The 23,907-nt window shown below is 60.4% G+C and carries 24 protein-coding genes; 11 read left to right on the top strand and 13 right to left on the bottom strand.

The annotated features are described in order from the left end of the window. Nucleotides 1–282: 282 nt before the first annotated feature. Nucleotides 283–1,203, bottom strand: coding sequence for a 50S ribosomal protein L3 N(5)-glutamine methyltransferase (prmB, locus tag LQK83_RS21155; protein WP_230839470.1), 921 nt, complete (start codon nt 1,201–1,203; stop codon nt 283–285). Nucleotides 1,204–1,312: 109 nt separating this feature from the next. On the opposite strand from prmB, the gene LQK83_RS21160 reads away from it, so the two are divergent. Continuing rightward, nucleotides 1,313–2,125, top strand: a complete 813-nt coding sequence (locus LQK83_RS21160) for a pseudouridine synthase (RefSeq protein ID WP_230839471.1) — start codon at nt 1,313–1,315, stop codon at nt 2,123–2,125. Nucleotides 2,126–2,158: 33 nt separating this feature from the next. Here LQK83_RS21160 and LQK83_RS21165 read toward each other — a convergent pair whose 3' ends face one another. Both LQK83_RS21165 and LQK83_RS21170 read right to left on the bottom strand, forming a co-directional pair. After that, nucleotides 2,159–2,746, bottom strand: coding sequence for an ATP-dependent Clp protease proteolytic subunit (locus LQK83_RS21165; protein ID WP_112628171.1), 588 nt, complete (start codon nt 2,744–2,746; stop codon nt 2,159–2,161). 172 nt (nt 2,747–2,918) lie between these two features. Further along, on the bottom strand, nt 2,919–3,266 hold the full coding sequence (locus LQK83_RS21170) for a hypothetical protein (protein WP_230839472.1): 348 nt from the start codon (nt 3,264–3,266) through the stop codon (nt 2,919–2,921). A 368-nt stretch (nt 3,267–3,634) separates the two neighbouring features. Between LQK83_RS21170 and LQK83_RS21175 the strand changes: the two genes are divergently transcribed. Continuing rightward, nucleotides 3,635–4,477 carry a DUF2076 domain-containing protein gene (locus tag LQK83_RS21175; protein WP_230839473.1) on the top strand — a complete coding sequence of 281 codons (843 nt, stop codon included), beginning with the start codon at nt 3,635–3,637 and terminating at the stop codon, nt 4,475–4,477. A gap of 27 nt (nt 4,478–4,504) precedes the next feature. Here the strand turns inward: LQK83_RS21175 and queF are convergent, their stop codons facing one another. Continuing rightward, nucleotides 4,505–4,969 (bottom strand): preQ(1) synthase, encoded by a 465-nt coding sequence (gene queF, locus LQK83_RS21180; RefSeq protein WP_230839474.1) that lies wholly within the window; start codon nt 4,967–4,969, stop codon nt 4,505–4,507. Between the two features lie 17 nt (nt 4,970–4,986). Further along, nucleotides 4,987–5,919 carry a cation diffusion facilitator family transporter gene (locus LQK83_RS21185; RefSeq protein ID WP_230839475.1) on the bottom strand — a complete coding sequence of 311 codons (933 nt, stop codon included), beginning with the start codon at nt 5,917–5,919 and terminating at the stop codon, nt 4,987–4,989. Nucleotides 5,920–6,166: 247 nt separating this feature from the next. Between LQK83_RS21185 and LQK83_RS21190 the strand changes: the two genes are divergently transcribed. Beyond that, the gene (locus tag LQK83_RS21190; RefSeq protein ID WP_230839476.1) at nt 6,167–6,442 is read left to right on the top strand and encodes a hypothetical protein; all 276 of its coding nucleotides are present in this window, start codon (nt 6,167–6,169) and stop codon (nt 6,440–6,442) included. Between the two features lie 10 nt (nt 6,443–6,452). Continuing rightward, complete coding sequence (locus tag LQK83_RS21195) at nt 6,453–6,935, top strand: hypothetical protein (RefSeq protein WP_230839477.1); 483 nt, start codon at nt 6,453–6,455, stop codon at nt 6,933–6,935. A gap of 120 nt (nt 6,936–7,055) precedes the next feature. On the opposite strand, the gene LQK83_RS21200 is transcribed toward LQK83_RS21195, so the two are convergent. Then, nucleotides 7,056–7,922, bottom strand: coding sequence for a LysR family transcriptional regulator (locus LQK83_RS21200; RefSeq protein ID WP_230839478.1), 867 nt, complete (start codon nt 7,920–7,922; stop codon nt 7,056–7,058). Between the two features lie 95 nt (nt 7,923–8,017). Between LQK83_RS21200 and LQK83_RS21205 the strand changes: the two genes are divergently transcribed. Continuing rightward, nucleotides 8,018–8,293 carry a DUF2798 domain-containing protein gene (locus LQK83_RS21205; protein WP_230839479.1) on the top strand — a complete coding sequence of 92 codons (276 nt, stop codon included), beginning with the start codon at nt 8,018–8,020 and terminating at the stop codon, nt 8,291–8,293. Between the two features lie 72 nt (nt 8,294–8,365). Here the strand turns inward: LQK83_RS21205 and LQK83_RS21210 are convergent, their stop codons facing one another. Then, entirely contained in the window at nt 8,366–10,555 is a 2,190-nt protein-coding gene (locus LQK83_RS21210) for an anthranilate synthase (RefSeq protein WP_230839480.1), read from the bottom strand. Nucleotides 10,556–10,847: 292 nt separating this feature from the next. On the opposite strand from LQK83_RS21210, the gene LQK83_RS21215 reads away from it, so the two are divergent. Together LQK83_RS21215 and LQK83_RS21800 are read left to right on the top strand one after the other, a co-directional pair. Beyond that, nucleotides 10,848–11,828 (top strand): extensin family protein, encoded by a 981-nt coding sequence (locus LQK83_RS21215; protein WP_230839481.1) that lies wholly within the window; start codon nt 10,848–10,850, stop codon nt 11,826–11,828. 258 nt (nt 11,829–12,086) lie between these two features. Continuing rightward, a complete protein-coding gene (locus LQK83_RS21800; RefSeq protein ID WP_230839482.1) occupies nt 12,087–13,928 on the top strand; it encodes a methyl-accepting chemotaxis protein in 1,842 nt (613 codons plus the stop codon). Nucleotides 13,929–13,944: 16 nt separating this feature from the next. Here LQK83_RS21800 and LQK83_RS21225 read toward each other — a convergent pair whose 3' ends face one another. Together LQK83_RS21225 and LQK83_RS21230 are read right to left on the bottom strand one after the other, a co-directional pair. Next, nucleotides 13,945–14,613: a class I SAM-dependent methyltransferase gene (locus LQK83_RS21225; RefSeq protein WP_230839483.1), complete on the bottom strand. Its 669-nt coding sequence runs from the start codon at nt 14,611–14,613 to the stop codon at nt 13,945–13,947. Between the two features lie 211 nt (nt 14,614–14,824). After that, the gene (locus LQK83_RS21230) at nt 14,825–16,633 is read right to left on the bottom strand and encodes a methyl-accepting chemotaxis protein (RefSeq protein ID WP_442966810.1); all 1,809 of its coding nucleotides are present in this window, start codon (nt 16,631–16,633) and stop codon (nt 14,825–14,827) included. Nucleotides 16,634–16,995: 362 nt separating this feature from the next. Here LQK83_RS21230 and LQK83_RS21235 point away from each other — a divergent pair, with 362 nt between their 5' ends. After that, a complete protein-coding gene (locus LQK83_RS21235; RefSeq protein ID WP_230839485.1) occupies nt 16,996–18,117 on the top strand; it encodes a DUF2333 family protein in 1,122 nt (373 codons plus the stop codon). Nucleotides 18,118–18,132: 15 nt separating this feature from the next. On the opposite strand, the gene LQK83_RS21240 is transcribed toward LQK83_RS21235, so the two are convergent. The 4 genes from LQK83_RS21240 to LQK83_RS21255 form a co-directional block, all read right to left on the bottom strand. Further along, a complete protein-coding gene (locus LQK83_RS21240; protein WP_230839486.1) occupies nt 18,133–18,564 on the bottom strand; it encodes a PAS domain-containing protein in 432 nt (143 codons plus the stop codon). A 60-nt stretch (nt 18,565–18,624) separates the two neighbouring features. Then, complete coding sequence (locus LQK83_RS21245; protein WP_230839487.1) at nt 18,625–19,224, bottom strand: hypothetical protein; 600 nt, start codon at nt 19,222–19,224, stop codon at nt 18,625–18,627. Between the two features lie 99 nt (nt 19,225–19,323). Continuing rightward, complete coding sequence (locus LQK83_RS21250; RefSeq protein WP_230839488.1) at nt 19,324–19,701, bottom strand: c-type cytochrome; 378 nt, start codon at nt 19,699–19,701, stop codon at nt 19,324–19,326. Between the two features lie 99 nt (nt 19,702–19,800). Next, nucleotides 19,801–20,382 (bottom strand): thymidine kinase, encoded by a 582-nt coding sequence (locus tag LQK83_RS21255; RefSeq protein ID WP_230839489.1) that lies wholly within the window; start codon nt 20,380–20,382, stop codon nt 19,801–19,803. 274 nt (nt 20,383–20,656) lie between these two features. Here LQK83_RS21255 and choX point away from each other — a divergent pair, with 274 nt between their 5' ends. The 3 genes from choX (at nt 20,657) to choV (ending at nt 23,782) form a co-directional block, all read left to right on the top strand. Then, nucleotides 20,657–21,610, top strand: coding sequence for a choline ABC transporter substrate-binding protein (choX, locus tag LQK83_RS21260; RefSeq protein ID WP_230839490.1), 954 nt, complete (start codon nt 20,657–20,659; stop codon nt 21,608–21,610). A 241-nt stretch (nt 21,611–21,851) separates the two neighbouring features. Then, nucleotides 21,852–22,745 (top strand): choline ABC transporter permease subunit, encoded by an 894-nt coding sequence (gene choW, locus LQK83_RS21265; RefSeq protein ID WP_230839491.1) that lies wholly within the window; start codon nt 21,852–21,854, stop codon nt 22,743–22,745. Next, nucleotides 22,742–23,782, top strand: coding sequence for a choline ABC transporter ATP-binding protein (choV, locus tag LQK83_RS21270; RefSeq protein ID WP_230839492.1), 1,041 nt, complete (start codon nt 22,742–22,744; stop codon nt 23,780–23,782). Before choW ends, choV begins: the two co-directional genes overlap by 4 nt. Nucleotides 23,783–23,907: the final 125 nt, after the last annotated feature.

Raw genomic sequence — 23,907 nt, forward strand, 5'->3', positions numbered from 1 at the left:
GCCAACCCAAACGACCAAAAACCCGGCCAAAACAGAGGCCGGGCTCGATAAGGCACGTCTAACAATCTCCCAGCCGCGAAGACATCGCATTATGCAACGGTCCCACAAGGGGGGAGACGGAAAGACGCGCCCTCCGCCACAAACCGCAGCCTGGAAATAGCCGCCACCCCATGGTGCGCCGCTTGCACGAATGTCGAGACACGGGAAACGGGTGCCCCACGGTCCCCCTCCTCCTTGTGGGGAGGGTGGGGAGGGGTCTTTAGCCACGGACGAAGGCGAGCCTCACTCCACCCCGAGCGCTTCCGCCGTGATCCAGAACACCGAATCCGGCGCATTCTCCGTCTCGATCCACAGAAACTCGAGATGCGGAAACTCGGCTTCGAGAATATCCCGTCCCGAACCGATTTCACAAAGCAGCCCGCCGCCGGGGTTCAGGTGCTTCGGCGCTTCGGCGAGGATCACACGCACGAGGTCCAGACCGTCTTCCCCGCCCGTATGCGCCATTTCGGGCTCGGCCTGATATTCCGGCGGATAGGCCGCGAAGGTTTCGGCGTCCACGTAAGGCGGATTGGTGATGATGAGGTCGTAGGTGCGGCCGGCGAGCGGCTCGAAGAGGTCGCCGTGATGCAGCGTCACCTGATCCTCGACATCGTGCTCGTCGATATTGATCTTCGCAACTTCCAGCGCGTCTTCCGACAGATCGACCGCATCCACCGACGCAAACGGGTAGAACTTGGCGGCGAGCACGGCAAGGCAGCCGGAACCCGTGCAGATATCGACGGCGCTTTCGACCAGTTCCGGGTCCGGCAGGAAGGAAGAGCCCTCCTCGCTGCCATATTCGGTGAAGAGGATTTCGCCGATATGCGAACGCGGCACGATCACGCGTTCGTCGACATGAAAGCGCACGCCCTGGATATAGGACCGGCCGGTGAGATAGGCGGACGGCTTGCGGCTCGTCACGCGATCCTCGATCCGCTCGGCCAGCAGCCGGCGCTCGTCGGGCAGAAGCCGCGCATCGAGAAACGGATCGAGCACATCGATCGGCAGGTCGAGTGAATCGAGCAGCAGGAAGGCCGCATCGTCCGCCGCCGTCGTCGTGCCATGGCCGTAACTCAGGTCCGCCGCATTGAAGCGCGAGATGGCATAGCGCCAGTAATCGCGAAGCGTCAGGAGGTCGCGGGTGATGTCGTCGATGTTCTGCATGGTCTTCGCTCGTCGTTTTCTCTCTGGCCGGGCTTGGCTGCAGGGTGTTTCAGGCTTTATGTGAGCGCTGGAAACGGGTCAACCGTGGCATGACTTTGTGAAGGATGTAATGCGAAGGCCGAACGACAGAAAGCCGCCTGCCCCGCGCCGTGCGCCGGAACCGCGTGATGGAGGCAAGCGTGTTACCATCGCGCGGGCGCTCTCCAAGCTCGGCTTCTGCTCGCGCACGCAAGCCGAGGCGCTGGTTCTGGCCGGTCGGGTCACGATTGACGGCCGCAACACCACGCAGCTGGAAACCTGGGTGGACCTCGCGACGTCGAAGATCGCGGTGGATGGCAAGCCGGTCGCAACGGAAACCTTCGTCTACTACATGTTGAACAAGCCGCGCGGGTTGGTGACGACACGCCACGATCCGCAAGGCCGCCCCACCGTCTACGAGTGCCTCAAACATCTCGACCACGCGCATCTCTCGCCCGTGGGCAGGCTCGACAAGGCCAGCGAAGGCCTGCTGCTCTTCACCAACGACACGGAATTCGCGCAAGCGCTTCTCGATCCGGAAACCCATGTCCCGAAGACTTATCACGTCCAGATCGACAGCCTCGTTGCGCCGGAAAAGCTCGCCGCCTTTCTCACTGGCGTCGAGCATGACGGGGACCGTCTGCAGGCCCGCCGCGCCGATATCCTGCGCGAGGGCGACAAGAATGCGTGGCTGGACATCGAGCTGGACGAAGGCAAGAACCGCCAGATCCGCCGCATGCTGGAAACACTCGACATAGAAGTGCTGCGTCTGGTGCGCGTGGCGATCGGCGAGCTGCCGCTGGGGGACCTTCCGAAGGGCGAGGTTCGCGCGCTGACCGCCGACGAAGTGCAGGTGCTGCGCACCGCCATCGCCGCGAAACAAAAAAGGCCCCGCGCCGGTTAAAGCGCGAGACCTTTGAATGTCAGATCAAACAGTTCAGCCGATTTCGGACTGGCTGGTGATGATCTTGGAAACGAGACCATAGCTCTGGGCGTCTTCAGCCGAGAGCCAGTAGTCGCGATCCGTGTCCTTGGCGATCTTTTCGACCGGCTGGCCGGTGGCCGCAGCGAAGATCTTGTTCAGGCGCTCGTTCATCTTGATGATTTCGCGGGCCTGGATTTCGATGTCCGACGCCATGCCGCGCGTGCCGCCCGACGGTTGGTGCAGCAGGAAGCGCGTGTTCGGCAGGCAAAGGCGCTGTTCCTTCGGAACCGAAACGTAGATCAGTGCGCCGGCAGATGCGACCCAGCCGGTGCCAATAATCCAGACCTTCGGCTTGATGAACTTGATCATGTCGTGGATCGAGTCACCCGATTCGACATGACCGCCCGGCGAGTTGACGAAAATCTTGATATCTTCGTCACTGGCAGCGGCCAGTGCAACAAGCTGCGCGCAAACGCGCTGGGCCAGTTCCTGCGTAATGCCGCCATAGATGAAGATGGATCGCGACTTGAAAAGATTCGCCTCCGCGTCCTTGCCAAGCGGCTTTTCTGTCTTCTTGTCGTCGTCGTCTTCTTCGTTCATCGGCAACCTTCCTGTCCAAGTCTGATTCACCCACAGGTAATCGCTTCGCAGATTGAAGACAATGGCCGAGTGGGAGAAAGCTTCGTGACGCCGGACGAATGGTAAATGAGTTGATGCACGCAAAAAGGGGCGAGAGTGACCTCGCCCCTTTCCGCCGCGCATGCGGCATTCATCAGTTCTTGGCGTTCGGGTCGCAAGCGTTGTCGCCGGTCTGACACTTCGGCGAAGCATCGGGAGCCGATGGATTGCCCATCTTGTCCATGCTCTGTGTGCCGGAGGTGCTGTCCATCGCGCCCTTCGTGCCGATGGCACCGGTGGTGCCGGCGTCCGGCGCATTGGGATCGGTCTTGCTGCAGGCCGTGTCACCAGCGCGGCAATTGGTCGGCATACCCGTCTTCGGATCGACCGGCTTCTGGCCAGACTGGCTGGTACCATCTGCGCTCTGTGCAAAGGCGGCAGATGCCATCGGCAGGGCGGACATGGATGCGACGATCATCGCGACTGCAATCTTGTTCATCATGATCTTACCTTCCTTGGTTTTCGCTGAAGGGCGCAGGCGGCGTCCCTGCCAAGAAAAGTCTTTCAGAGGCGTGATGTTCCGGAGAAAATGTTATATATTTCTCGGGAACATTTTCGATCATTTCTTTTTCCTATCGCATGCCGCAGGAGGTGTAAGACAATCGCCATGAAGCCAGAAACGACTTGAATATACTTCGAGGATTCATTGCACGCCCGCAAGTCCCATGTCAAAGCGCGCCGGGTGCGAACGGGAAAAGGCGCGGGCGAAGCGGAATATTACAGACATTTAATTGCCGCTTGACTCGAAACTTTCACGTCCGCGTCCTACGTCAGGAGCGTAATCTTCGCGAACTCTTGAAGGAGCCGACCATGTCACCCGAGGAACGCCAGTTGCTCAACGAACTTTTCGCCCGCGTCGGCCAGGCTGCCTCGACGCCGCGCGATCCGGAAGCAGAGGCGATGATCCGTGACGAACTCGCCCGCCATCCTTATGCCGCCTATTATCTCGCCCAGGCCGTCATCCTGCAGGAAAAGGGCCTTGAGGCCTCTGCCGCCCGCATCGGCCAGCTCGAAGCGCAGGTGAAGGAATTGCAGCAGGGCGCGAGCGCGCAGCAGGCCCAACAACAGGGTCAGCAGGGCGGCTTCCTCTCCGGCCTCTCCTCTCTGTTTGGCGGCAATGCCCAGGGTCAGGGCGCACAGACACCCCAGTCGCAGCCCGGCCCCTGGGGCCGCTCCGGCCCGCAGGCTCCGGCCTATGATGGCGGCTATACCCGGGGCGCGGCACCTCAGCCCGGTCCTTGGTCACAGCCGGGCCAGCCTTCACAACCGTCCTACGCCGCCCCCCAGCAGCCCTCGCGCGGCGGCGGCTTTCTTGCCGGTGCCATGACGACGGCAGCCGGCGTGGCCGGCGGCATGCTGATGGCCGACGCCGTGCGCGGCCTTTTCGCCCCGCATTTCGGCACCGGCGGTCTGTTCGGCGCCGGCGGTGTGGCAGGAGCCCCCGTTGTTGAAGAAACCGTGGTCAACAACTTCTTCGACAATGGCAACCAGCCCGGCCAGTCCAACGATTGGCAGAACGGAAACAACGGAACCGAGCAATCCGCACTCGCAGATATGAGCGACGCCACGCAGAACACCGATGGCTACGACAATGCCGACTACGATGACTCGAGCTTCGACGACGGCGGCTCCGACGACAGCAATTATGCCTGATATGGTGGGAGGGCGGTTAAGCCGCCCTCAGCCTCTCCCGCGATAGGTCGGCACGCCCTGATCCGGCAGCCACACGCCCTTCGGCGGTTCGCCGGTCTGCCAGAACACGTCGATCGGGATGCCCCCGCGCGGATACCAGTAGGCCCCGATGCGCAGCCATTCCGGCTCCAGGAGGTCGATGATGCGCTTGGCGATATAGACCGAGCAATCCTCGTGAAACGCTCCGTGATTGCGGAAGGCGAAGAGGAAGAGCTTCAGCGACTTCGATTCCACCAGCCACTTTCCCGGAACGTAATCGATCACGATATGCGCGAAATCGGGCTGCCCGGTCATCGGGCAGAGTGAAGTGAATTCGGGCGCGGTAAAGCGCACGACATATTTCGTGCCCTCGTTGCCGTTCGGCACACGCTCCAGCACCGCCTCTTCCGGCGTCTTCGGCGCTTCGACGGCAGCGCCCAGCTGCGTCAGACCCGAAACATCGGTCTTGCTCATCTTCTTGTTCCTTCTTGTCAGACCCGTTTCTTCAGCGGCTTGTGGGCGGCGATATTCACGCGCACCCCATGCGGCTTCTCACCCTCGGGCTCTATATGAATAGCAATGCTCGCGCCGGAAATCACCTGGTGCAGCGCATTCTCGATCCGGTCGCAGATATCATGGGCTTCCCCGACCGGCATGCTCTCAGGCACGACAAGATGAAAATCGATGAACACGGCCGGGCCGGCGCGGCGGTTGCGCAGATCGTGGACACCCAGCGAACCGGCCGCATTTTCGGCGATCGCCTTCTTGATCGCCTCGTCCTCTTCCGCCGTCACCGCGCGGTCGAGCAGGCCATTGACCGACTGGGAGACAACCTTCCAGCCCTCGAAGAGAATATTGATCGCCACGCCAATCGCCATCAAGGGATCGAGGATTGTGTAACCCGTCAGTGTCGCGAGAATCAGGCCGATGATCACGCCGGCCGAGGTCACGACGTCGGAGAACACATGCCGCCCGTCGGCCTTCAGCGCCGGCGAATGATGCTGGATGCCGACCTTGATGAGCAGCCAGGCCCAGACGGCGTTGATGATCGCTGCCACCCCGTTGATCACCAGGCCCAGCACTGGCGCATCCATGGCGGCAGGATGCGCCAGATGGCCGACAGCCTCCCAGACGATCATGACCGCCGCGATGATGATCAGCATTCCCTCGACGACCGCCGAGAGATATTCGGCCTTGTGATGCCCAAACTGGTGATCGTCATCGGCCGGCTTCTGCGCATAGCTGATCACGCCATAGGCTATGGCCGCCGCAATCACGTTGACGGTCGATTCCATCGCGTCGGACAGCAGGGCCACCGAGCCGGTGACGTACCAGGCAAGCGCCTTCAGTCCCATGACGAAAAGGGAAAGCGGAATGCCCCAGAAAGCAATACGGCGGATCAGGCGGGATGTCTCGGCATCCATGGCTCTGCCCCTTTCAATGATGTGTTGAGTTGCCGCGACATATCCGGCCATGCCCGAAAGAGCAAGGCGCAAATGAAAAGAACACAGAAATTTCCCTTTATTCTCCAAGACTTAGCGTAAGCTATACTTTCACAGCACAAGCTATATTCGAAGGCCACGCCACCCATTTGATACATGTCAACGAGCGGTGGAACGGGCCGCGTAAACTGGCCGCTCGACCAAAGACACCGAGGCACGAGGCGTTCCCATGGCTGAGCTTGAGACGATCCGCAAGGAACTGGAACAGCTGCTCAAAGAGGTAAAATCTCTTCAGACTGACGCGGCAGGGCCCGCCGCTCCCGACGCCCGGGAAATGGAACGGGCACCCCAGGCCGAGCCGGACGCCGACGCACTTGCAGAACTCCAGAATTTTCTCGTCTCGAAGGCCGGCGAAGCCGAGAGCACCATTGAAGATCACCCCCTTGCCGCCATGGCCGCCGCCTTCCTTCTGGGGCTGACGATCGGCCGTATTGCTCTCAGATAGGAACGCCATCATGCGTGTAGACAGCCTTATCCAGTCGCTGAAAGTGTTGATCCGGATCGATTCCGTGATTGCGGATCTGAAATTCCGCGCGCGCCTGTCACAGATCGCCCTGCTCGCGGTCGCCCTCGTCATCGGAGCATTCGGCCTCATCATGCTCGGGATCGCCGGCTTCCAGTTCCTCAAGGATCTCTGGGGGCCGGTCATCGCTGCACTTGTCGTCGCCGCTGCCAGCTTCTTTCTCGCGCTTCTGCTGGTGCTGATCGCCGGAGCGCAAAAGCCGGGCAAGGAATTGCAGCTCGCGCTGGAACTCCACGCCACCGCGCTCGACGCCCTGATCACCGAAGCCAAATCCGCCACCGGGGATCTGACGCTTGCCGGCAATCTTCTGCGCGGTCGTTTCGACTCCTCGCTGATCGGCCTCGTTGGCCCGCTTGCCACCCTGCTCCTGCGCGCCCTGCGGCGGAAGGGGACAAGCACAGTGGAAAAAGCCTGAAGCCGCCGGCAGCAGCGGCTCTTGCCGTTGCGCTCAATGTCCGAGCGAATGTGAACAATGAAATTGTCCTGACGGAAGTATTCTTCGGCCTTCCTCACCAGCCTGGCATGGTCGCCGGGATCACGGTGCCGCCGCCGGTCGAAAACATCCGGCCAGAAACGCGGCCGCGGCCTCGATGGCCGGTTGCCCCCGCTGGTCTTCATGCCAGCAAAGCCAGACATTGCGGTCGAAGAAGGCTTTCTCCGGATGAGCGTCCACCAGTCCGAAGCGGCGCCCCAGGATTTCCGGCGCGGCCACCACACCGGCGCCCGCCGCCACCGAAGCCAGCTGAATGGCAAGGTCATTGCTCCGCAGCGCAATGGCAAAGGGCGGCCCGGCAAGCGACTTCATCCAAGCCTCATGGGGCAGGAGATCGTTGCCTTGGTCGAACAGGACATAGCGATAGGCCGCGAACGCTGTTTCTGCCGCGTAGGCAGAACTTGCCAGAAAGCGATATCGTAATGTCCCCACCTGCCGGCGGATCAATGTCGGATCGGCGGGCGCGGAAAGCCGGACCGAGATATCAGCCTCACGACGCGTGATCGACACCGTCTGTACATCGCCCCGCAGCGTGACCTCAAGGGCGGGATGGGCTTGAAGAAACGCCCCAAGGTGCGGCGCAATCACTTCGGCCGCAACCAGCGCCGGCGCACTGATGGAAAGAGGCCCGGCGACCTCCGGCCTGATACTCGAGGCCGTGCGCTCCAGTGCATGGACCTCCTCCTGCATCCGCTGCGCATGCGCAGCGATCCGCAGCCCCGCCTGCGTCAGCACCGTTCGCTTCTGCCGCCGGTCAACGAGCTTGGCACCCAGCGCGTCCTCCAGCGATGCGATGCGCCGCGCGACTGTGACATGGTCAACGCCCAGCCGCTTCGCCGCCGCCGCCAGAGATCCCCTTTCCTCAAGTAGAAGAAGGAACTTCAAGTCATCCCAGTTCAGCATGTTCATATATTCACATTGAAAGAGATAATTATGGGAATTTTGCACATATCAGCGCGGAGGTACAGTGTGCCTGTCATTCAATCCCACTGAGGAGACACCCAATGCACACCGCAGTTTCCAGACACGGCCGCATCAGAAAGCTGCCGCACCATGCCACCCACATCGTCTCGCCGATGATCCTCTCCCTGATGATGTCGGGACTTGTGTCCGCCGCAGCGACATACAGCGCCGTCGGCTTTGCGCCCGATCTCGGCGCCCGCACCCTTGGTGCATGGATGATCACCTATCCGATCGCCTTCCCGGCAGCGATCGTCGCAGTGCCGATCGTCCGTCGCATCGTTTCGCTGATCGTCGAGGCTCCGCCGGCCAAGCGGTGAGCCCGAATGCAAAAGGCGGCGCCCCTGCCCGGGGCACCGCATTTGATGATTGAAGAGCTTGATGGCGAGGGCTTACGCCGCCTTCACCTTCGAGCGCTTGGCGAGATGCGCCACAACATTCTCGATCATCCGCATGCCGGCATCCTGCCCCAGCGTCATGATCGATTCCGGGTGGAACTGCACGGCAGCCACCGGCTCCTTGGCGTGTTCGATCCCCATGATCGTGCCATCCTCGCTTTCGGCCGTGATGATGAAATCACGATCGAGCGTCGCCGGATCGGCGAAGATGGAATGGTAGCGGCCGACAGTCACTTCCTTGGCAAGGCCCGAGAAGACCGTGCCGGCTTCCAGCACGCGCACGCGCGACGGCTTGCCATGCATGGGGATCGCAAGCTGGCGCAGTTCACCGCCATAGGCCTCCGCCAGCGCCTGCAGGCCGAGGCAGACGCCGAAGATCGGTAGCTTGCGCGCCCGCGCCTTCTTGATCGTCGTCTCGCAGTCGAAGTCCTTCGGGCTGCCCGGTCCGGGCGACAGCACCAGCAGGTCCGGATCGACCTTGTCGAACACCTCGTCCGCCACCGGGGAGCGCACGGTTGTCACCGTCGCACCCGTCTGGCGGAAATAATTGGCCAGCGTATGAACGAACGAGTCCTCGTGGTCGACCAGCAAGATCTTCACGCCGACCCCCACCTTGGCGACGTCACGGCCGGCCTTGCCGGTATTCCCGGCCTTTGCATCGCGGATGGCTGCAATCATGGCAGATGCCTTCAGTTCGGTTTCGGCCTCTTCTTCTTCCGGGTTGGAGTCGTTGAGGAGCGTGGCCCCTGCCCTGACTTCCGCAATCCCGTCCTTGATGCGCACCGTGCGCAGCGTGAGACCGGTATTCATGTCGCCATTGAAGCCGACCATGCCGATCGCGCCGCCATACCAGGCGCGTGGGCTCTTCTCATGCGCCTCGATGAAGCGCATGGCCCAGAGCTTCGGCGCACCGGTCACGGTCACGGCCCAGGCATGCGACAGGAAGCCGTCGAAGGCGTCCATGTCTTCGCGCAGACGCCCCTCGATATGATCCACCGTGTGGATGAGGCGCGAATACATCTCGATCTGACGGCGGCCAATGACCTTGACCGAACCGGGCTCGCAGACGCGGCTCTTGTCGTTGCGATCGACGTCCGAGCACATGGTGAGTTCGGACTCGTCCTTCTTGGAGTTCAAGAGCTTCAGGATCTGCTCGCTATCGGCAATCGCATCCTCGCCACGCTTGATCGTGCCCGAGATCGGGCAGGTCTCGATGCGGCGGCCGGTGACGCGCACGAACATTTCAGGCGATGCGCCGACCAGATATTCCTGGTTGCCGAGATTGATGAAGAAGGAATAGGGCGACGGGTTGATCTCCTTCAGCCGCCGCGAAATCTGCGAGGGCTTGCTATCGCAGCGTTCCATGAACTTCTGCCCCGGCACGACCTCGAAGAGGTCGCCACGGCGGAAGCTTTCCTTCGCCTTGGTCACCAGCTTGGCATATTCGCCCGGATGATGATCGCCGCGCGGCGGGATCGTGTCGGTCGGCTTGAACGGGTCGGCGGGAATATCCCACGGCTTGCCCTTGGTCGTTGCGCCATTCTTCTCGAAATCGTAGCGGTCAACCCAGGCCTTGGCGGAATAATTGTCCACGACGAGGATTTCGTCGGGCAGGAAGAGCACCATGTCGCGCTGGTCGGCCGGGCGTTCGAGCTTCAGGTTGATGGCATCGAACTGGAAGGCCAGATCGTAGCCGAAGGCGCCGTAAAGACCGAGGCTCGAATCCTCTGCCGAATGGAAAAGATCGGTGATGGCCCGCAGCGCCGTGAACACCGTCGGCATCTTGGAGCGCTCTTCTTCCATGAAGACGCGGGTCGGCGGCAGGATGGTGAAGTCGAGACGGCGCGCCGCCTTGGCGTCGATCTTGAGGTCGGCAACCGTCGCCAGACGCTCGGCGATCATCTCGAGGATCACTTCGCCACGACCGTTAAAGGCCTCGACCCACATCGTGCGCCCGTTGCAGGAAATGCCGACCGGCGGATCGGCCACGGCGGTGTCCCAGCGCGTATAGCGGCCCGGATATTCGTAGTTCGAGGACAGAACCGCCCCGCGCCGCTCGTCCAGCCTGTCGATATAGCTGGAGATGGCGTTCTCGTAAGGCACTTCGCGACGCTTGCGGGAGACTATGACCCCGCCCTTCGTCACATACTGTTCGGAACCGTCATCCAGAACACGCGTATTCATGTCGTCCTCTTCTTCCGTTCAGCCCCAATTCCAAACGGCACATACAAAAAAAGCCGCCTGGAATTTTCCGGGGCGGCTTCAGCGTTTGCTTGACACAACAACTGGCAATGGCCGCCTTTCAGCGAGCCCACCACCAGTTAGCGATCGTCAGAGCGTTTTTCATGGTCGGGATTGTTACAGCGACGCGGGCTGACTGGCAAGGGCCGTTTTTCGCCTCGAAACTGCCATCGGAACCGGATCTGCAAATGACGCGTTAAGGCTTCTGATCTTCATCTCCATCCTCGGAGGTACGATGGTGCAAGGACGTATCATTCTGCTGGCCCTGGCGTTTGCCAGCCTCAACGGACTTGCGGCGAAGGCCGCCCCGCCAGCGCTCCCCACAGAAGTCCCCCTCCCCGGTGATAAGGTGCCCGTGCCGGAGACGCGGCCGGACACTGCGCCCGCATCGCCGCCGATCCCGGAAGAAAAGCCTAAGGAGCGACCGGACGCTGCCAGCGAGACCAAGACCCCGGTCCCGGCAACCACGCCTGAGGACAAGAAAGACAGCCCGAAGTCCGAAGACAAACCGAAGGCGCCGGAAGAAGACACCGGCCCCGCCAAACCGGAACCCGAAAAGGCGGGTGAGCCCAAGGATAGGTCCGACAAGAATAGCGAAACGAAGGAGGCTCCCACCGAACCAAAAGCGGAAGTCCCGCCCGTCGAGAAGGAAGACCCGGAAGCCTATGCCGCCTGCCTGTCTCGTCTCAAGGACGCCGGCATCGACTTTTCGGAAGCAAAGCCGATCGATGACGGCAATGGCTGTGGCATCGACAAGCCGCTCACCGTGCGTAGCGTCCTGCCCGGCATCAAACTGGAGCCCGAAGCGACCATGCGCTGCGAGACGGCAGAAGCCCTGACCCGCTGGACGAAAGCCATCGTCATTCCCTCGGCCGAACTCGCCTTCGGACCGAAGGCTTCGCCGATCGTCCAGGTAAACCAGGCCACCAGCTATGCCTGCCGCAACCGCAACCATGCCGAAAGCGGCAAGATCTCGGAACATGCCCACGGCAACGCCATAGACATTGCCGGCTTCACCTTCTCCGATGGCAAGACGTTCGTAATCGAGCCGCGAGAGAAGGACTCCACGCTGACTGGCGCGTTCGAACGCGCCATCACCGCGTCCGCTTGCCTCTTCTTCACGACGGTTCTCGGCCCGGGCAGCGATGCGGCGCATGAAACCCATCTCCACCTCGACGTGATAAAACGCAAGGGCGACTTTCGGTACTGCTGGTGAACCCGTCAGCGTCCCCCCGCCTGATCGGGCAACCCCTCTCTGAACACACCTATATATATACTTTTAGATATCACTAACTTTAGGGATAATTGCAGGAATCCTGCCCCTGTGGCGATTGTGGTTAACAGATTGATTAGAATTTTAGACAAATCTTTCACAACATGAAATTGCACATCCGAATGTTTCGATCCTGTTGCACGGGCCGGGACAATGCGGGCCGCGGCTGGAAACCGCCGTATTTTGAGAGGATGGACTGCCGTGAACCTCACCATTTCCCGGAGCCTGATGGCCTTTGCTTGCGTTTTGACGGTCGCTTTCGTCGCAGCCTTCGCAACCATGGGATATACGCTTCAGAAGGTCCGAATTCAGGGACCCGCCTATAGGGAGATCATTGATGCCAAGGATCTGATCGCCGACATCCTCCCGCCCCCGCTCTTCGTGGTCGAAGCCTATCTGCACGCGACAGAAGCCGTCATTCACAATGAAATGACCGATGGCAACATCAAGCGGATCGGCGAGCTCCAGAAGGAATTCGACACCCGCTACGCCTTCTGGGAAGGCTCCGACATCCCTCCCGAAATCCGGAAGCTGGTCACCAATGACATCCGCCAGACCAGTGCAGGCTTCTGGGCGGTGATGAACAAGGAGGCGCTCCCCGCGCTGAAACAGCCTAACGCGAATATCACCATGCGCGCATTCGACCGTTTGCGCGACACGTTCAATGCCCAGAAGGAAGCCGTCGATCGGCTCGTGACAGAATCGTCCAACTATCTCGCCACCCGCGAAAAGACAGCGCAGCGGGACGCTATCCTGTTCACCGTCCTCGCATCGAGTGCCGCGGCTGGTGCACTGGCGGTCCTTTGGGCAGGCCTCGCGATCTTCAGGCGCCGGAGCATCGTGCCCGTCCTCGAAATGTCAGCCTATCTCGATCGCCTGACGGCAGGTGACCATCAGCAGGAGGTGCCGTTCTCCAGCAGAAAAGACGAAATCGGCGCCATGGCGTCAGCGATTGCCGTCCTGCGCAGTGCAAGCCTTGAAAGGCGCGCGCTGGAGGAACAGGCCGCACGCACACGCACGCTTTCCGACCGGGAGCGCGCTGAACATGCCGCCGAGCAGGCCCAATATGCCGCCGATCTGACACATATTGTCACGGAACTCGGAAACGGTCTGAAGCGGCTTGCCGACTTCAACATAGAGACGACTCTGGAAAGGCCGTTCAAGGGTGAGTATGAAACCCTCCGGCACAATTTCAATGCCTCGCTGGCCGCCTTTCAGCGGGTCCTGGCCAATATTCTCGCGAAATCCCAGGAAATCGAGGTCAGTGCCCAGACGCTCGGAACCTCGGCCGATCAGCTGGCACGGCGGACGGAACAGCAGGCTGCAGCGCTCGAAGAGACCGCGGCTGCGCTCGAGGAAATCACCACCAACGTCCACAATGCGACAGAACGTACGGCGGCCACGCGGGCTCGTACCGGCGATGCGAAGACCAACGTGACCTCGTCTGCCGGTATCGTCCAGAATGCCATTGTCGCCATGGCCCGTATTGAGGAAGCATCCGCGCAGATATCAAAGATCACCAGTGTGATCGACGAGATCGCCTTCCAGACCAATCTTCTGGCACTGAACGCCGGCGTCGAGGCGGCCCGCGCCGGCGATGCCGGCAAGGGTTTCGCCGTGGTTGCCCAGGAAGTCCGCGAGCTTGCGCAGCGCTCCGCCCGGGCGGCGCGGGAAATCGCCGAACTGATAGACCGCTCCAATCGTGAAGTGGCGGGCGGCGTTGATCTGGTGCGGCAGACGGGCGACGCGCTTTCGGCCATCGAATCCCATATCACCGCCATAGCCGACGACATCGACGGCATCGCCGTCGCCTCCCAGGAACAATCGCTCGGTCTTGCCGAGATCAACACGGCCATTGGCCAGATGGACCAGATCACCCAGCAGAATGCGGCGATGGTCGAGGAAACCACGGCCGCAACCCATGCGCTGGCACAGGAAGTCGACGGATTGGTCAATCTCGTGGGGCAGTTCGTGCTGAACCGCCAGTCCGCGTCACCGGGCGCGCGCGCCTCCTCTGCATCCAGGAGATCCGTGGCAGCATGACCGGGTCGAACCGGCTTCAGAGCTTGGAATGACGAATGGCCAGGAGGGACTTTGTCAGGAGCATGAAGCGTTCCGTCTCGATGGTGGCGTCGGGAAACAGATGCGCCATCTGACGCGTGTCCAGCATGTCGGCGTCCTCGGCATATCTCATGGCTTCATCGAGATCGGATGTCTTCGGATAGAAGCCGGTGCGCATCATCATGTGGACCCGGTAGGAGACGGTCCTTGGCAGCCAGTGCAGGAAGGCAAAGCGCGAATGCGGATCGATCGGGAACCAGAAGTTCGGAGTCTGGATCATGTAGCTCGGCGCCAGACGTCGCGCCTCCTTTGCAAAGGCAATCTTGTTCGGCCAAAGCCCCACGTGCTCGATCACCGAGTTGGAAAAAACGATGTCAAAGGCATTGTCTTCGAATTCCGGCATCGCGCAGGCATTGCCGGCCCTGACGATGACCGGCAGCCCCGGCGTGTCGGTCTGTTGGACCTCCGCCAGGTTGACACAGGTAATCGTCAGGTGCTCGAAATCGAGCAAATCGCGCCAGACACTCCAGAAGCCCGTAGTTCCTCCCATGTCCAGCAGCCTGCAATGGCCCTTGGCGGCAACGTGGTCGGCAATCATGCTGTTCAGTCGCGCAACGCGTCGCCTGCGGAACACGTTGTTCTGTGAAACGGGAGATATGTTGAACACGTGCACCCTCTTGCTTTGCCGGTATTTTCCACTTGGCACGAAGTAGATCGCTACGGCAAGCCGTTACTTCATAAGGGGAACATATCAGTCCATTCGTTTACAAAAGATGCCCCGAAAAGATTAAGGCACGCTAAAATACGCAACCGCTCCCAGCAAGGCTGGAAGCGGTCTGAATATTTGAAATCGGCAAATCCGGCCGAGCCGATATGGCTCAGAACTCTTCCCAATCCGAGACTGCGGCGCTGGCCGCCCCGCCGGTTGCGAAGGACTTTGCAACCTTGTTGGCGAGTTGCCGGGCCGGCGACTGAGCCGGACGCGACGTCGGGGTGGCGGCCTGCGGGCCGCGTGCCGGCACGGCGCGTCGTGTGGCCTGTGCTGCCCCACGGGTGCGGAACTGCTGCAGCAATGCCGCGAGCTGTTCGGCCTCGGTGGCAAGCGTGGCGCTCTGCGCGTTGGACTCTTCAACCATCGCCGCATTCTGCTGCGTACCCTGGTCCATGCTGTTGACGGCCGCGTTGACTTCCTTGAGGCCGGTGGCCTGTTCGCGCGCCGCATCCACGATGGCGTTGACGTTGCGGTTAATGTCCTGAACCTGCACCACGATGTCCGACAGCGCCGCACCCGTGCGTCCTACCAGTGCCACACCCTGCTTGACCTGATCGCTCGACTTGGTGATCAGCGACTTGATTTCCTTCGCCGCATTGGCAGACCGCTGCGCCAGTTCGCGCACTTCGGTTGCGACAACGGCGAAGCCCTTGCCCGCATCGCCGGCACGCGCGGCTTCAACACCGGCGTTGAGCGCGAGAAGGTTGGTCTGGAAGGCGATTTCGTCGATCACGCCGATGATATTGGCAATCTGGCCGGAGGAGTTCTCGATGGCGCTCATGGCCTCGATGGCTTCCTTGACCACCTCGCCGGAGCGCTCCGCATTTTCGCGGGTCTTGGCCACCAGCTGACCGGCCTCTTCGGCGCGGCGGGAAGAATCGGCCACCGTGGTCGTGATCTCTTCCAGCGCAGCGGCTGTCTCTTCGATCGAAGCAGCCTGCTGCTCGGTGCGTTTGGACAGCGAGTCTGCTGCCGAGCGCACTTCCTCGGCGCTGGACGAAATGTTGTTGGCATTGGCACCGATCGAGTTGATCGCGGCCTCAAGCTGCTTGACGGAATCGTTGAAGTCGTGGCGAAGGCGCTCCAGGTTCTGCGGGAACGGCGTATCGATCTGCTGGTCAAGATTGCCGGCTGCCAATTCCTTCAGCCCATCGCCCAGCGTCGTAACCGCATTCACGCGGTCGGTCACCTCGGTCGCGAACTTCACGACCTTCATGACCTTGCCCTTCTCGTCCAGGATCGGATTATAGGACGCCTGCAGATAGACCGGCTTGCCGTTCTTGGCATAGCGCACGAACTCGTCGGCGCGGAATTTTCCCTCGCGCATATCGCGCCAGAAATCCTGGTAGGCGGCACTGGCGGCATAGTCCTTGTCGACGAACATGCTGTGGTGCTTGCCAACGATTTCGTTGAGCGAATAGCCCATCGACTTTTGGAAATTTTCGTTCGCCGTCATGATGGTGCCATCTGGGGTAAAGCTGATGACAGCCTGGACGCGGGAGATCGCTTCCATCTGATTGCGATAGTCGTTGTTGAGCAACCGTTCCTTGGCATTCGCCCATTCGACCACGAAACCTTCAGACTTGCCGCCCTTCATCAGCGGGGTGACGAGGAGATCGAAGGAGTGAGCCCCCACGCGGATTGTCGCACTGTGCGGCTTGGTCAGCTTGACCAGCATGTCGCGCTGGTAGGTCGGATTTTTATGAAAGACGTCGATATTGGCGCCCAGCAGCGTTTCCATCGAGAAGCGGGGCAATTCCGCTTTCAACTCGGCCTCGACCTCCGAAAGAAGGGACATCACCGCCTTATTCATATAGGTGATCCGGAGATCAGCATCCGCGATCATCACGTTCGCGCGCAAAGTATCGATTGCCCGCATCTTTGCAGTGGACAAGCCAGAATTCATTCCAAACATCGAAAGCCCCTCATACCCGGGACAAGCCTTGTCCCTAGTTATGAAGAATCTTGCATGCATTCATTAACGATTTCTGAAATGTTTCATCCGCGCGCCAACCCGCTCGTCAGAATTAGGGATAGAGCTACGGAGTTTGTCCGATTCTGGATCATTCAAGGTTTCATTTTTTCTACACAACAAGAATGCAGTGCATAAATTTAGAAATATATAATTCTCTCAAAAAGAATATCTACAAAGAACCATGTATCAAAAGTAGAAAACCCGGACCCAGGCTGTCATTGCACCGCACAAGGGCGTGAACTATCTATAAGCCAGTCACCGGCGGTTTCGACCAGCCGGGATGCCGGGAAGGGACAAAATCGATGCTGGATCCGATCATCACGTTTTTCGAAACGATTATCCTGAACCTCGGTCGGTTCCTGGGCCGGGTGGCATCGGCAGTAGTCTGGCCGTTTCGCCGGGCGACGAACTGGCTGTTGAACCGGCATTGGATGATCAAGGGGCCGGTGGCGCTGGCCGTGGTCCTTCTGATAGGTCTCTATGGCCATTTCATCTGGCAAACGCAGGTCTGGACCAACTTCAATCCCGGTTTCATTGAAGCCTACAAATATCCCTCCCGCGAAGCGCCGGCTGGGGCGACGCTGACGAGCAAGCCCGATGGCACGCCGCAGACTTGCCAGCCATCGGCGGTCACGCAGGCCTCTATCGATCTCACGGATTTCAATGTGAACCAGAACGCCTGGATCTCCTCCATGATCCTCTACAAGCTGGGCTTCTTCGGCATCGATTGGGACCATACGCCCTTTCTCGATAACAAGGCGAATTTCCAGCGTGGCGTGAACGAATCCGTGCGCCGCGCCACCGTCGAGCTCGTCGATTCGCTCGGCCGCATGCGCGGCACATCAGGTATCAACAGTAATCTGCAGAACGCGCGCTCGAAAATGCAGTATGGCGAGGAGAACTGGTACTGGAGCCTCGATCCGTTCGGCCCGCTTACGCCAACGCCGAAACAGTATCGCTCCGCGATCAAGGATCTGAACAACTATAATGGCGAGCTTTCCAGCTGCTCCGCGACTTTTGACGCGCGCGCCGACAATCTGCGCGACTTCCTCGATCGCATTGCAAGTTCTCTCGGTTCGACCTCAGACATTCTGCGCGAACGCTCCGAAAATCATGGCGGCGGCTGGTTCGACACGCGTGCCGACGACCGCTTCTGGTTCGCCTATGGCCAGCTCTACGGCTATTACGCCATCCTGACCGCCACGCGGGCCGACTTTGCGAATGTCGTCAAGGAACGCAATCTCGGCCCGCTTTGGGACCGGTTGCAGGGTCAATTCAAGTCGGCGCTGAAAATTCAGCCCGCCATCATATCGAATGGCGCCGAAGACGGCTGGATCATGCCGACCCATCTCGCCACGATGGGCTTCTATGTGCTCCGGGTCCGGTCAAACATTCAGGAAATCCGTGACGTCCTGGATCGCTGATCCCGTGGTGAAGCATCACTCTGCCGCGGGAATTTCGTGGCAAATGCCGATGATCTCACCGCCACCATTCGCCTTGTCGCGGTAACGGCCGATGACGCGAACGAACCTGTATTGCCCGGCATCGCCGCTAGCGACCCGCATGACGAACAGATAGGAACCCTTCTCGCGGACACTCGTCTCGATCAACTCGAGCGCCAGATCGTGATCCTCCGGATGTATAGCCTTCGACGCAATGCCGAAATCGATCGGGCCTTCCGTTTCCGGCAAACCAAACAGGCGGCAGGCTTCGGCGGAGCAGAAGGTCAGTCCGGCTTCCAGATCCGACCGCCACACCCCGATCGCAATCTGCCTCTGCAGAAGACGAATAATATCCCCGTCGCTCATGTCGAGATAGGCAGGCAAGGGTCCCGGGGAGCCGTCGTTCGTCAGTTCATAATAGAGGTTCAAGCTTCGGCGCTCCGGTCGAGAATGAAAGAGGGTTTCCATCGTCGCATGACATTGCGAGGGTCATGCGGATGCATCGCGCGCGCTCGACTCTGCGAACGCCACCTGACGAAGCGGTTTGAAACATTCGAAGGAAACGCCGATCAGGCCCTGCGATCCGTCCGGCTGCGGCGTGGCGCGCGCGATGGATACGAAGTCCCTCACCGGACCATCATCGACGGGCATGGAATAATGTACGATGGCGGGCGCTTCGGATTCCAGCGCGCTGAAAATCCGCTCCCGCACCTGCGCGCGCTTCACGTCGCTCATCTTGCCCTGAAAAGATGTCAAACCATCCTGTTCGACAGCTTCGACCTCGTCGCCGGGTCCGCGGAAATTTCCGAAAATGCGGAAGTCTTTACCATCGAAGCGCCAACAGTTGATGAGAAGCCACTCGGAAAAACAGGAGACGATCTCCCGCTCGGACATCCCGACCTTCGCCGCGTCCAGCATCAACTGCTGGAACGCGTCGTCCTGTTCGTCTCGCATGCAATGGCCCCCGCCCTCACTGCCGAAGATCTGCAACCGACGGGTCGCGACCTGACAAATTTTATCGAAGCCTATCGCGGCTTCCCCCTGAACTGCTACAATATCTGGCAAGACGCCGACAAGATAAATTCGCAAATAGTCATATGTTCATGACCAGCAGATAGCAAAACCGTCAGGAGTCGGCAAGGTTGGATGGACTGCCGGACCAGCACCGCCGCTCCGGCTTGTACCATCTTACTGCGGGTTCTTAAGATAGGCGATCAGATCCGCGATGTCCTGCGGTGTCTTGAGACCTGCAAAGGCCATCTTCGTTCCGGGAACAAGCTCCTTCGGATTCGGTAGATAGGCCGTGAGCTCTTCCTCGGTCCAGGTCTTGCCGGCGCCGAATGTCTTCATGCCGTCGGAATATTTGAAATCGGGAAGCGATGCGACCGGACGGCCAACAACGCCCTGCAGGCTCGGCCCGACCTTTGCCTTGGCGTCGGTCGCGTTATGACAGACCATGCAATTCTTCTTGAAAACCTGCGCGCCCTTGGTCGCGTCGCCATCGGCGAGCGCCGCACCCGCGCTGGCGGTGACTGCAACGGCAGCCATCAGCATGCGAACATCCATATTCAATCCTTTCAGACCTCGATTGAGCCCAGCCTGCCCTCCGGACAGTCCCGGGCATACTCTCGTACGTCACGCATCGTGCCTTTGCATTGACCGACATCAAGTCTCTTGCATTTTGTCATCCCAATGAAGGCGGCAAAAGGACACATATTTCTCGTTGCCACCCACCTCGATTTGCGCGCCGTCCTTGAGCACCCTGCCCGCCTCGTCCTGCCGCACGACCATGGTGGCCTTGCGCCCGCAATGGCAGATGGTGCGCACCTCGCGCAGCTCGTCGGCGATCGCGAGGAGCTCTTGCGATCCGGGAAACAGCTTACCGCGGAAATCGGTCCGGAGCCCGTAGGCCATGACCGGAATGTTCAGCCGGTCCACGACCCGTGCCAGCTGCCAGACCTGCTCGGGCGTCAAAAATTGCGCTTCGTCGATGAAGATGCAGGCAATCGGACCGTCTTTCAGCAGCTCCTCGATCAGCAGCTTCAGGTCATCCTGCGCCTGAAACGGGATCGCATCTGCCGACAGCCCGATGCGCGAGGAAACGCGCCCCCTGCCCGCCCGGTCGTCGAAGGCGGCAATTAGGATCACCGTGCGCATGCCGCGTTCCTGATAGTTATACGACGCCTGAAGCAGCATGGTGGATTTGCCCGCATTCATCGTCGAGTAACTGAAATAGAACTTCGCCATGCTGCCCTCGCGATCTGCCGGAACTTGACGCCGGACCGCCATCATCCTGCGCCATCCCTTGCCTCCGCAGGCCTGCCAAAGCCAACCGGGCAGCTTCGGAAACCACAGTTTTTTTGACCAGTAACCCCTTTGCGACATTTATATTGGGATTTGCGAAGACGGCTGCGCGCCAGAAGGACTCAGCCCGAATAGGGCCTTGAACTGAGCGAAAATTGATGCTTCGCTGACACCGAGGATGATTGATACACCTCATCCATAAGAGGGAGAACTCCATATGAAGCGTTCCATTTTGAAGTCAACGGCCGCCGCCGTGTTCGTGCTTGCCGCAGCGGCGTCGGGCACCGCACAGGCAGCCGAGCCGGCAAGCTGCGGCAATGTCAACGTCGCCCAGGTCAGCTGGACCGATATCCAGGCGACGACCGGCGCAGTCGAAACCGTGCTTTCCGCGCTCGGCTACAAGGTCGAAGTGAAGGAACTGGACCTGCCGATCATCTATACCGGCCTTGCCAACAAGCAGCTCGATTTCTTCGTGGGCAACTGGATGCCCTCCTCCACGCAGATCGTAAAGCCCTTCACCGACGCCAAGACGGTCGATACCGTCCGCGCAAACCTGGAAGGCGCGAAATACACGCTTGCGACCAACGAATATGGCGCAGCCCTCGGCATCAAGGATTTCTCCGACATCGCCAAGCACAAGAAGGAGCTTGACGGCAAGATTTACGGCATCGAGCCCGGCAATGACGGCAACAAGAACGTCCTGGATATGATCAAGAATAACAAGGACGGCCTGAAGGACTTCAAGCTGGTCGAATCCTCCGAACAGGGCATGCTTGCCCAGGTCAGCAAGCTCGACAAGGCCAAGAAGCCGGTAGTCTTCCTCGGCTGGGCTCCGCATCCGATGAACGTCAAGTACAAGATGACCTATCTCACCGGCGGCGACGACACGTTCGGCCCGAACTTCGGTGGTGCAACGGTGTATACGATGGCGCGCGCCGGCTATGTCGCCGAATGCCCGAATGTCGGCAAGTTCCTCAACAACCTCGTATTCAGCCTGCCGATGGAAAACGAGATGATGGAATCCATCATGGACAAGGGCATGCAGGGCAAGGATGCCGCCAAGGCTTGGCTGAAGGCACATCCGGATGCGGTCAAGCCCTGGCTCGCGGGCGTGACCACCAAGGACGGCGGCGACGCCGATGCGGCGGTCAAGAAGGCCCTGGGCCTCTGATCAAGAACTTTTCCGAAAGGGCGGCTCTGCCGCCCTTTTTTTGTTTCAGCTGCTTTTCTGTTGGTGCGTTCGCAATTCCCGAGCCGCGACCTTCAACTTCCGGCGCATTTGCGTAAACTGGACACATTGGGCCGCATGCCGACAAGACGCCAGACTGAGAACCGGACTAAACAAAAGGCAAAAAGAGCAACAAGCTCGGGAGCGGAAACCCGGCCAACCACACCAAAAAAAGGGGAACCTGATGGACTGGCTCCACAGCTGGCTACTGGACGATAACAACAAGATCATGATCGGGCGGGGCGCCAAGGTCGTGGTGGACTGGCTGACGACAAATCTCGGCGGCTTTTTCGACATGGTCTCGGTGGTGCTGCAAAGCTGCATCGACGGCATTCTCTGGCTGCTTCTCGGGAAGTTTGTCGAGGATACTGCCATTGCGCCCTACTATCCCTTCATCACGATTGCGGCCTTCTGTCTGATCGCTTGGGCCGTGCGCCGCAAGTTCGGCGTCGTCGTGCTGACGGCGGTCGGCATGCTGCTCATCTACAACCAGCGCTACTGGACCGAAGCGATGGAAACGCTGGCGCTTGTTCTGGCCGCCACCGGCGTGTCCATGGCCATCGGCGTGCCCCTCGGCATCCTGGCTGCGCGCCGGCCATGGATCTACGCTGTCCTGCGCCCGATCCTCGACCTGATGCAGACGATCCCGACCTTCGTGTACCTCATCCCCGCCCTGATCCTCTTCGGACTCGGAGCTGTTTCCGGCCTCGTCGCAACGGTCATCTTTGCGATCCCGGCGCCGATCCGCCTCACCCGCCTGGGCATCATCTCGACACCCCCCGCCCTGATAGAAGCCGCGCAGGCCTTCGGCGCAAACCCTGTGCAGATCCTCACCAAGGTGGAACTGCCCTTCGCGCTCCCGCAGATCATGGCCGGCATCACCCAGACGATCATGCTGTCGCTCTCCATGGTGGTCATCGCCTCGATGGTCGGCGCGGAAGGTCTCGGCACATTGGTTCAGCGCGCGCTTGGCCAGATGAACGTCCCCATGGGCTTTGACTCCGGCATGTGCATCGTCATCCTCGCGATCGTGCTCGACCGCATCTTCAAGTTCTTCGACGAAGGAGAAACGGCATGACGGCTGTCAGCTTCGACAATGTGAGCATCATCTTCGGCAACAACCCAGGCCGCGCTCTGAAGATGGTCGATGAGGGCCGCACCCGCGACGAGATCGGCAAGGAAACCGGCCTTGTCCTCGGCGTCGCCAATGCCAGCCTGACGATCAACGAGGGCGAAATCCTCGTCCTCATGGGCCTCTCCGGCTCCGGCAAGTCGACGCTGCTGCGCGCGGTCAACGGGCTGGCTCCCGTCGTGCGCGGGGATGTTGCCGTCAAGACCGATACCGGCTCCCTCAATCCCTACAAGACATCGAGCAAGGCACTGCGCAACTTCCGCATGCACACAGTCTCGATGGTGTTCCAGCAGTTCGGCCTTCTCCCCTGGCGCACCGTTGCCGAGAATGTCGGGTTCGGCCTGGAACTCGCAGGCGAGCCGGAAGCAGCGCGAAAGGCCAAGGTCGCCGAGCAGCTGGAACTCGTCAATCTGGCGCAATGGGCAAACCGCAAGGTCAACGAACTGTCGGGCGGCATGCAGCAGCGAGTCGGTCTTGCCCGCGCGTTTGCCACCGGCGCGCCGATCCTGTTGATGGACGAGCCCTTCTCCGCCCTGGACCCGCTGATCCGCACCCGTCTCCAGGACGAGCTGCTGGAATTTCAGCGCAAGCTGAAGAAGACCATCATCTTCGTCAGCCACGATCTGGACGAAGCCTTCCGCATCGGCAACCGCATCGCCATCATGGAAGGCGGGCGCATCGTCCAGTGCGGTACGCCGCAGGACATCGTGAAGAACCCGATCAACCAGTATGTCTCTGATTTCGTTCAGCACATGAACCCGATCATGATGCTGACGGCCAGCGACGTGATGAAACCTGGCGCCGCCGATAGCGGCTCGGTTGTCGGCACGGTGCAGCCCGACGCACCGCTGAGCACGGTACTCGACGCCATGGCAAAGACGCCCGGCGTCACCGGCGTTGTCGAGAATGGGGCAGTCATCGGCACGATTTCCCCCCAGGATATTCTCGAAGGCCTGACACGCCACCGCCGCCGTGACGACTGAGACGTAGTCTCTTCTGCAAATAACCGACCTTCGGGGCCGCTCCTCCACAGGGAGCGGCCTTTTCCGTTTTATCCGTCGCCCCGGTTTCGGATTGCCCTAAGACTGTATACAATATACCAAGGCGG

It is taken from the genome of Rhizobium sp. C1, from assembly GCF_021026335.1.
In the GTDB taxonomy this organism is placed as follows: domain Bacteria; phylum Pseudomonadota; class Alphaproteobacteria; order Rhizobiales; family Rhizobiaceae; genus Ensifer_A.

Bases quoted from the DNA above. Each gene is read 5' to 3' on its own strand.
- prmB (WP_230839470.1), bottom strand. From the start codon at position 1,203: ATGCAGAACATCGACGACATCACCCGCGACCTCCTGACGCTTCGCGAT.
- LQK83_RS21160 (WP_230839471.1), top strand. From the start codon at position 1,313: ATGCGAAGGCCGAACGACAGAAAGCCGCCTGCCCCGCGCCGTGCGCCG.
- LQK83_RS21165 (WP_112628171.1), bottom strand. From the start codon at position 2,746: ATGAACGAAGAAGACGACGACGACAAGAAGACAGAAAAGCCGCTTGGC.
- LQK83_RS21170 (WP_230839472.1), bottom strand. From the start codon at position 3,266: ATGATGAACAAGATTGCAGTCGCGATGATCGTCGCATCCATGTCCGCC.
- LQK83_RS21175 (WP_230839473.1), top strand. From the start codon at position 3,635: ATGTCACCCGAGGAACGCCAGTTGCTCAACGAACTTTTCGCCCGCGTC.
- queF (WP_230839474.1), bottom strand. From the start codon at position 4,969: ATGAGCAAGACCGATGTTTCGGGTCTGACGCAGCTGGGCGCTGCCGTC.
- LQK83_RS21185 (WP_230839475.1), bottom strand. From the start codon at position 5,919: ATGGATGCCGAGACATCCCGCCTGATCCGCCGTATTGCTTTCTGGGGC.
- LQK83_RS21190 (WP_230839476.1), top strand. From the start codon at position 6,167: ATGGCTGAGCTTGAGACGATCCGCAAGGAACTGGAACAGCTGCTCAAA.
- LQK83_RS21195 (WP_230839477.1), top strand. From the start codon at position 6,453: ATGCGTGTAGACAGCCTTATCCAGTCGCTGAAAGTGTTGATCCGGATC.
- LQK83_RS21200 (WP_230839478.1), bottom strand. From the start codon at position 7,922: ATGAACATGCTGAACTGGGATGACTTGAAGTTCCTTCTTCTACTTGAG.
- LQK83_RS21205 (WP_230839479.1), top strand. From the start codon at position 8,018: ATGCACACCGCAGTTTCCAGACACGGCCGCATCAGAAAGCTGCCGCAC.
- LQK83_RS21210 (WP_230839480.1), bottom strand. From the start codon at position 10,555: ATGAATACGCGTGTTCTGGATGACGGTTCCGAACAGTATGTGACGAAG.
- LQK83_RS21215 (WP_230839481.1), top strand. From the start codon at position 10,848: ATGGTGCAAGGACGTATCATTCTGCTGGCCCTGGCGTTTGCCAGCCTC.
- LQK83_RS21230 (WP_442966810.1), bottom strand. From the start codon at position 16,633: ATGTTTGGAATGAATTCTGGCTTGTCCACTGCAAAGATGCGGGCAATC.
- LQK83_RS21235 (WP_230839485.1), top strand. From the start codon at position 16,996: ATGCTGGATCCGATCATCACGTTTTTCGAAACGATTATCCTGAACCTC.
- LQK83_RS21250 (WP_230839488.1), bottom strand. From the start codon at position 19,701: ATGGATGTTCGCATGCTGATGGCTGCCGTTGCAGTCACCGCCAGCGCG.
- LQK83_RS21255 (WP_230839489.1), bottom strand. From the start codon at position 20,382: ATGGCGAAGTTCTATTTCAGTTACTCGACGATGAATGCGGGCAAATCC.
- choX (WP_230839490.1), top strand. From the start codon at position 20,657: ATGAAGCGTTCCATTTTGAAGTCAACGGCCGCCGCCGTGTTCGTGCTT.
- choW (WP_230839491.1), top strand. From the start codon at position 21,852: ATGGACTGGCTCCACAGCTGGCTACTGGACGATAACAACAAGATCATG.
- choV (WP_230839492.1), top strand. From the start codon at position 22,742: ATGACGGCTGTCAGCTTCGACAATGTGAGCATCATCTTCGGCAACAAC.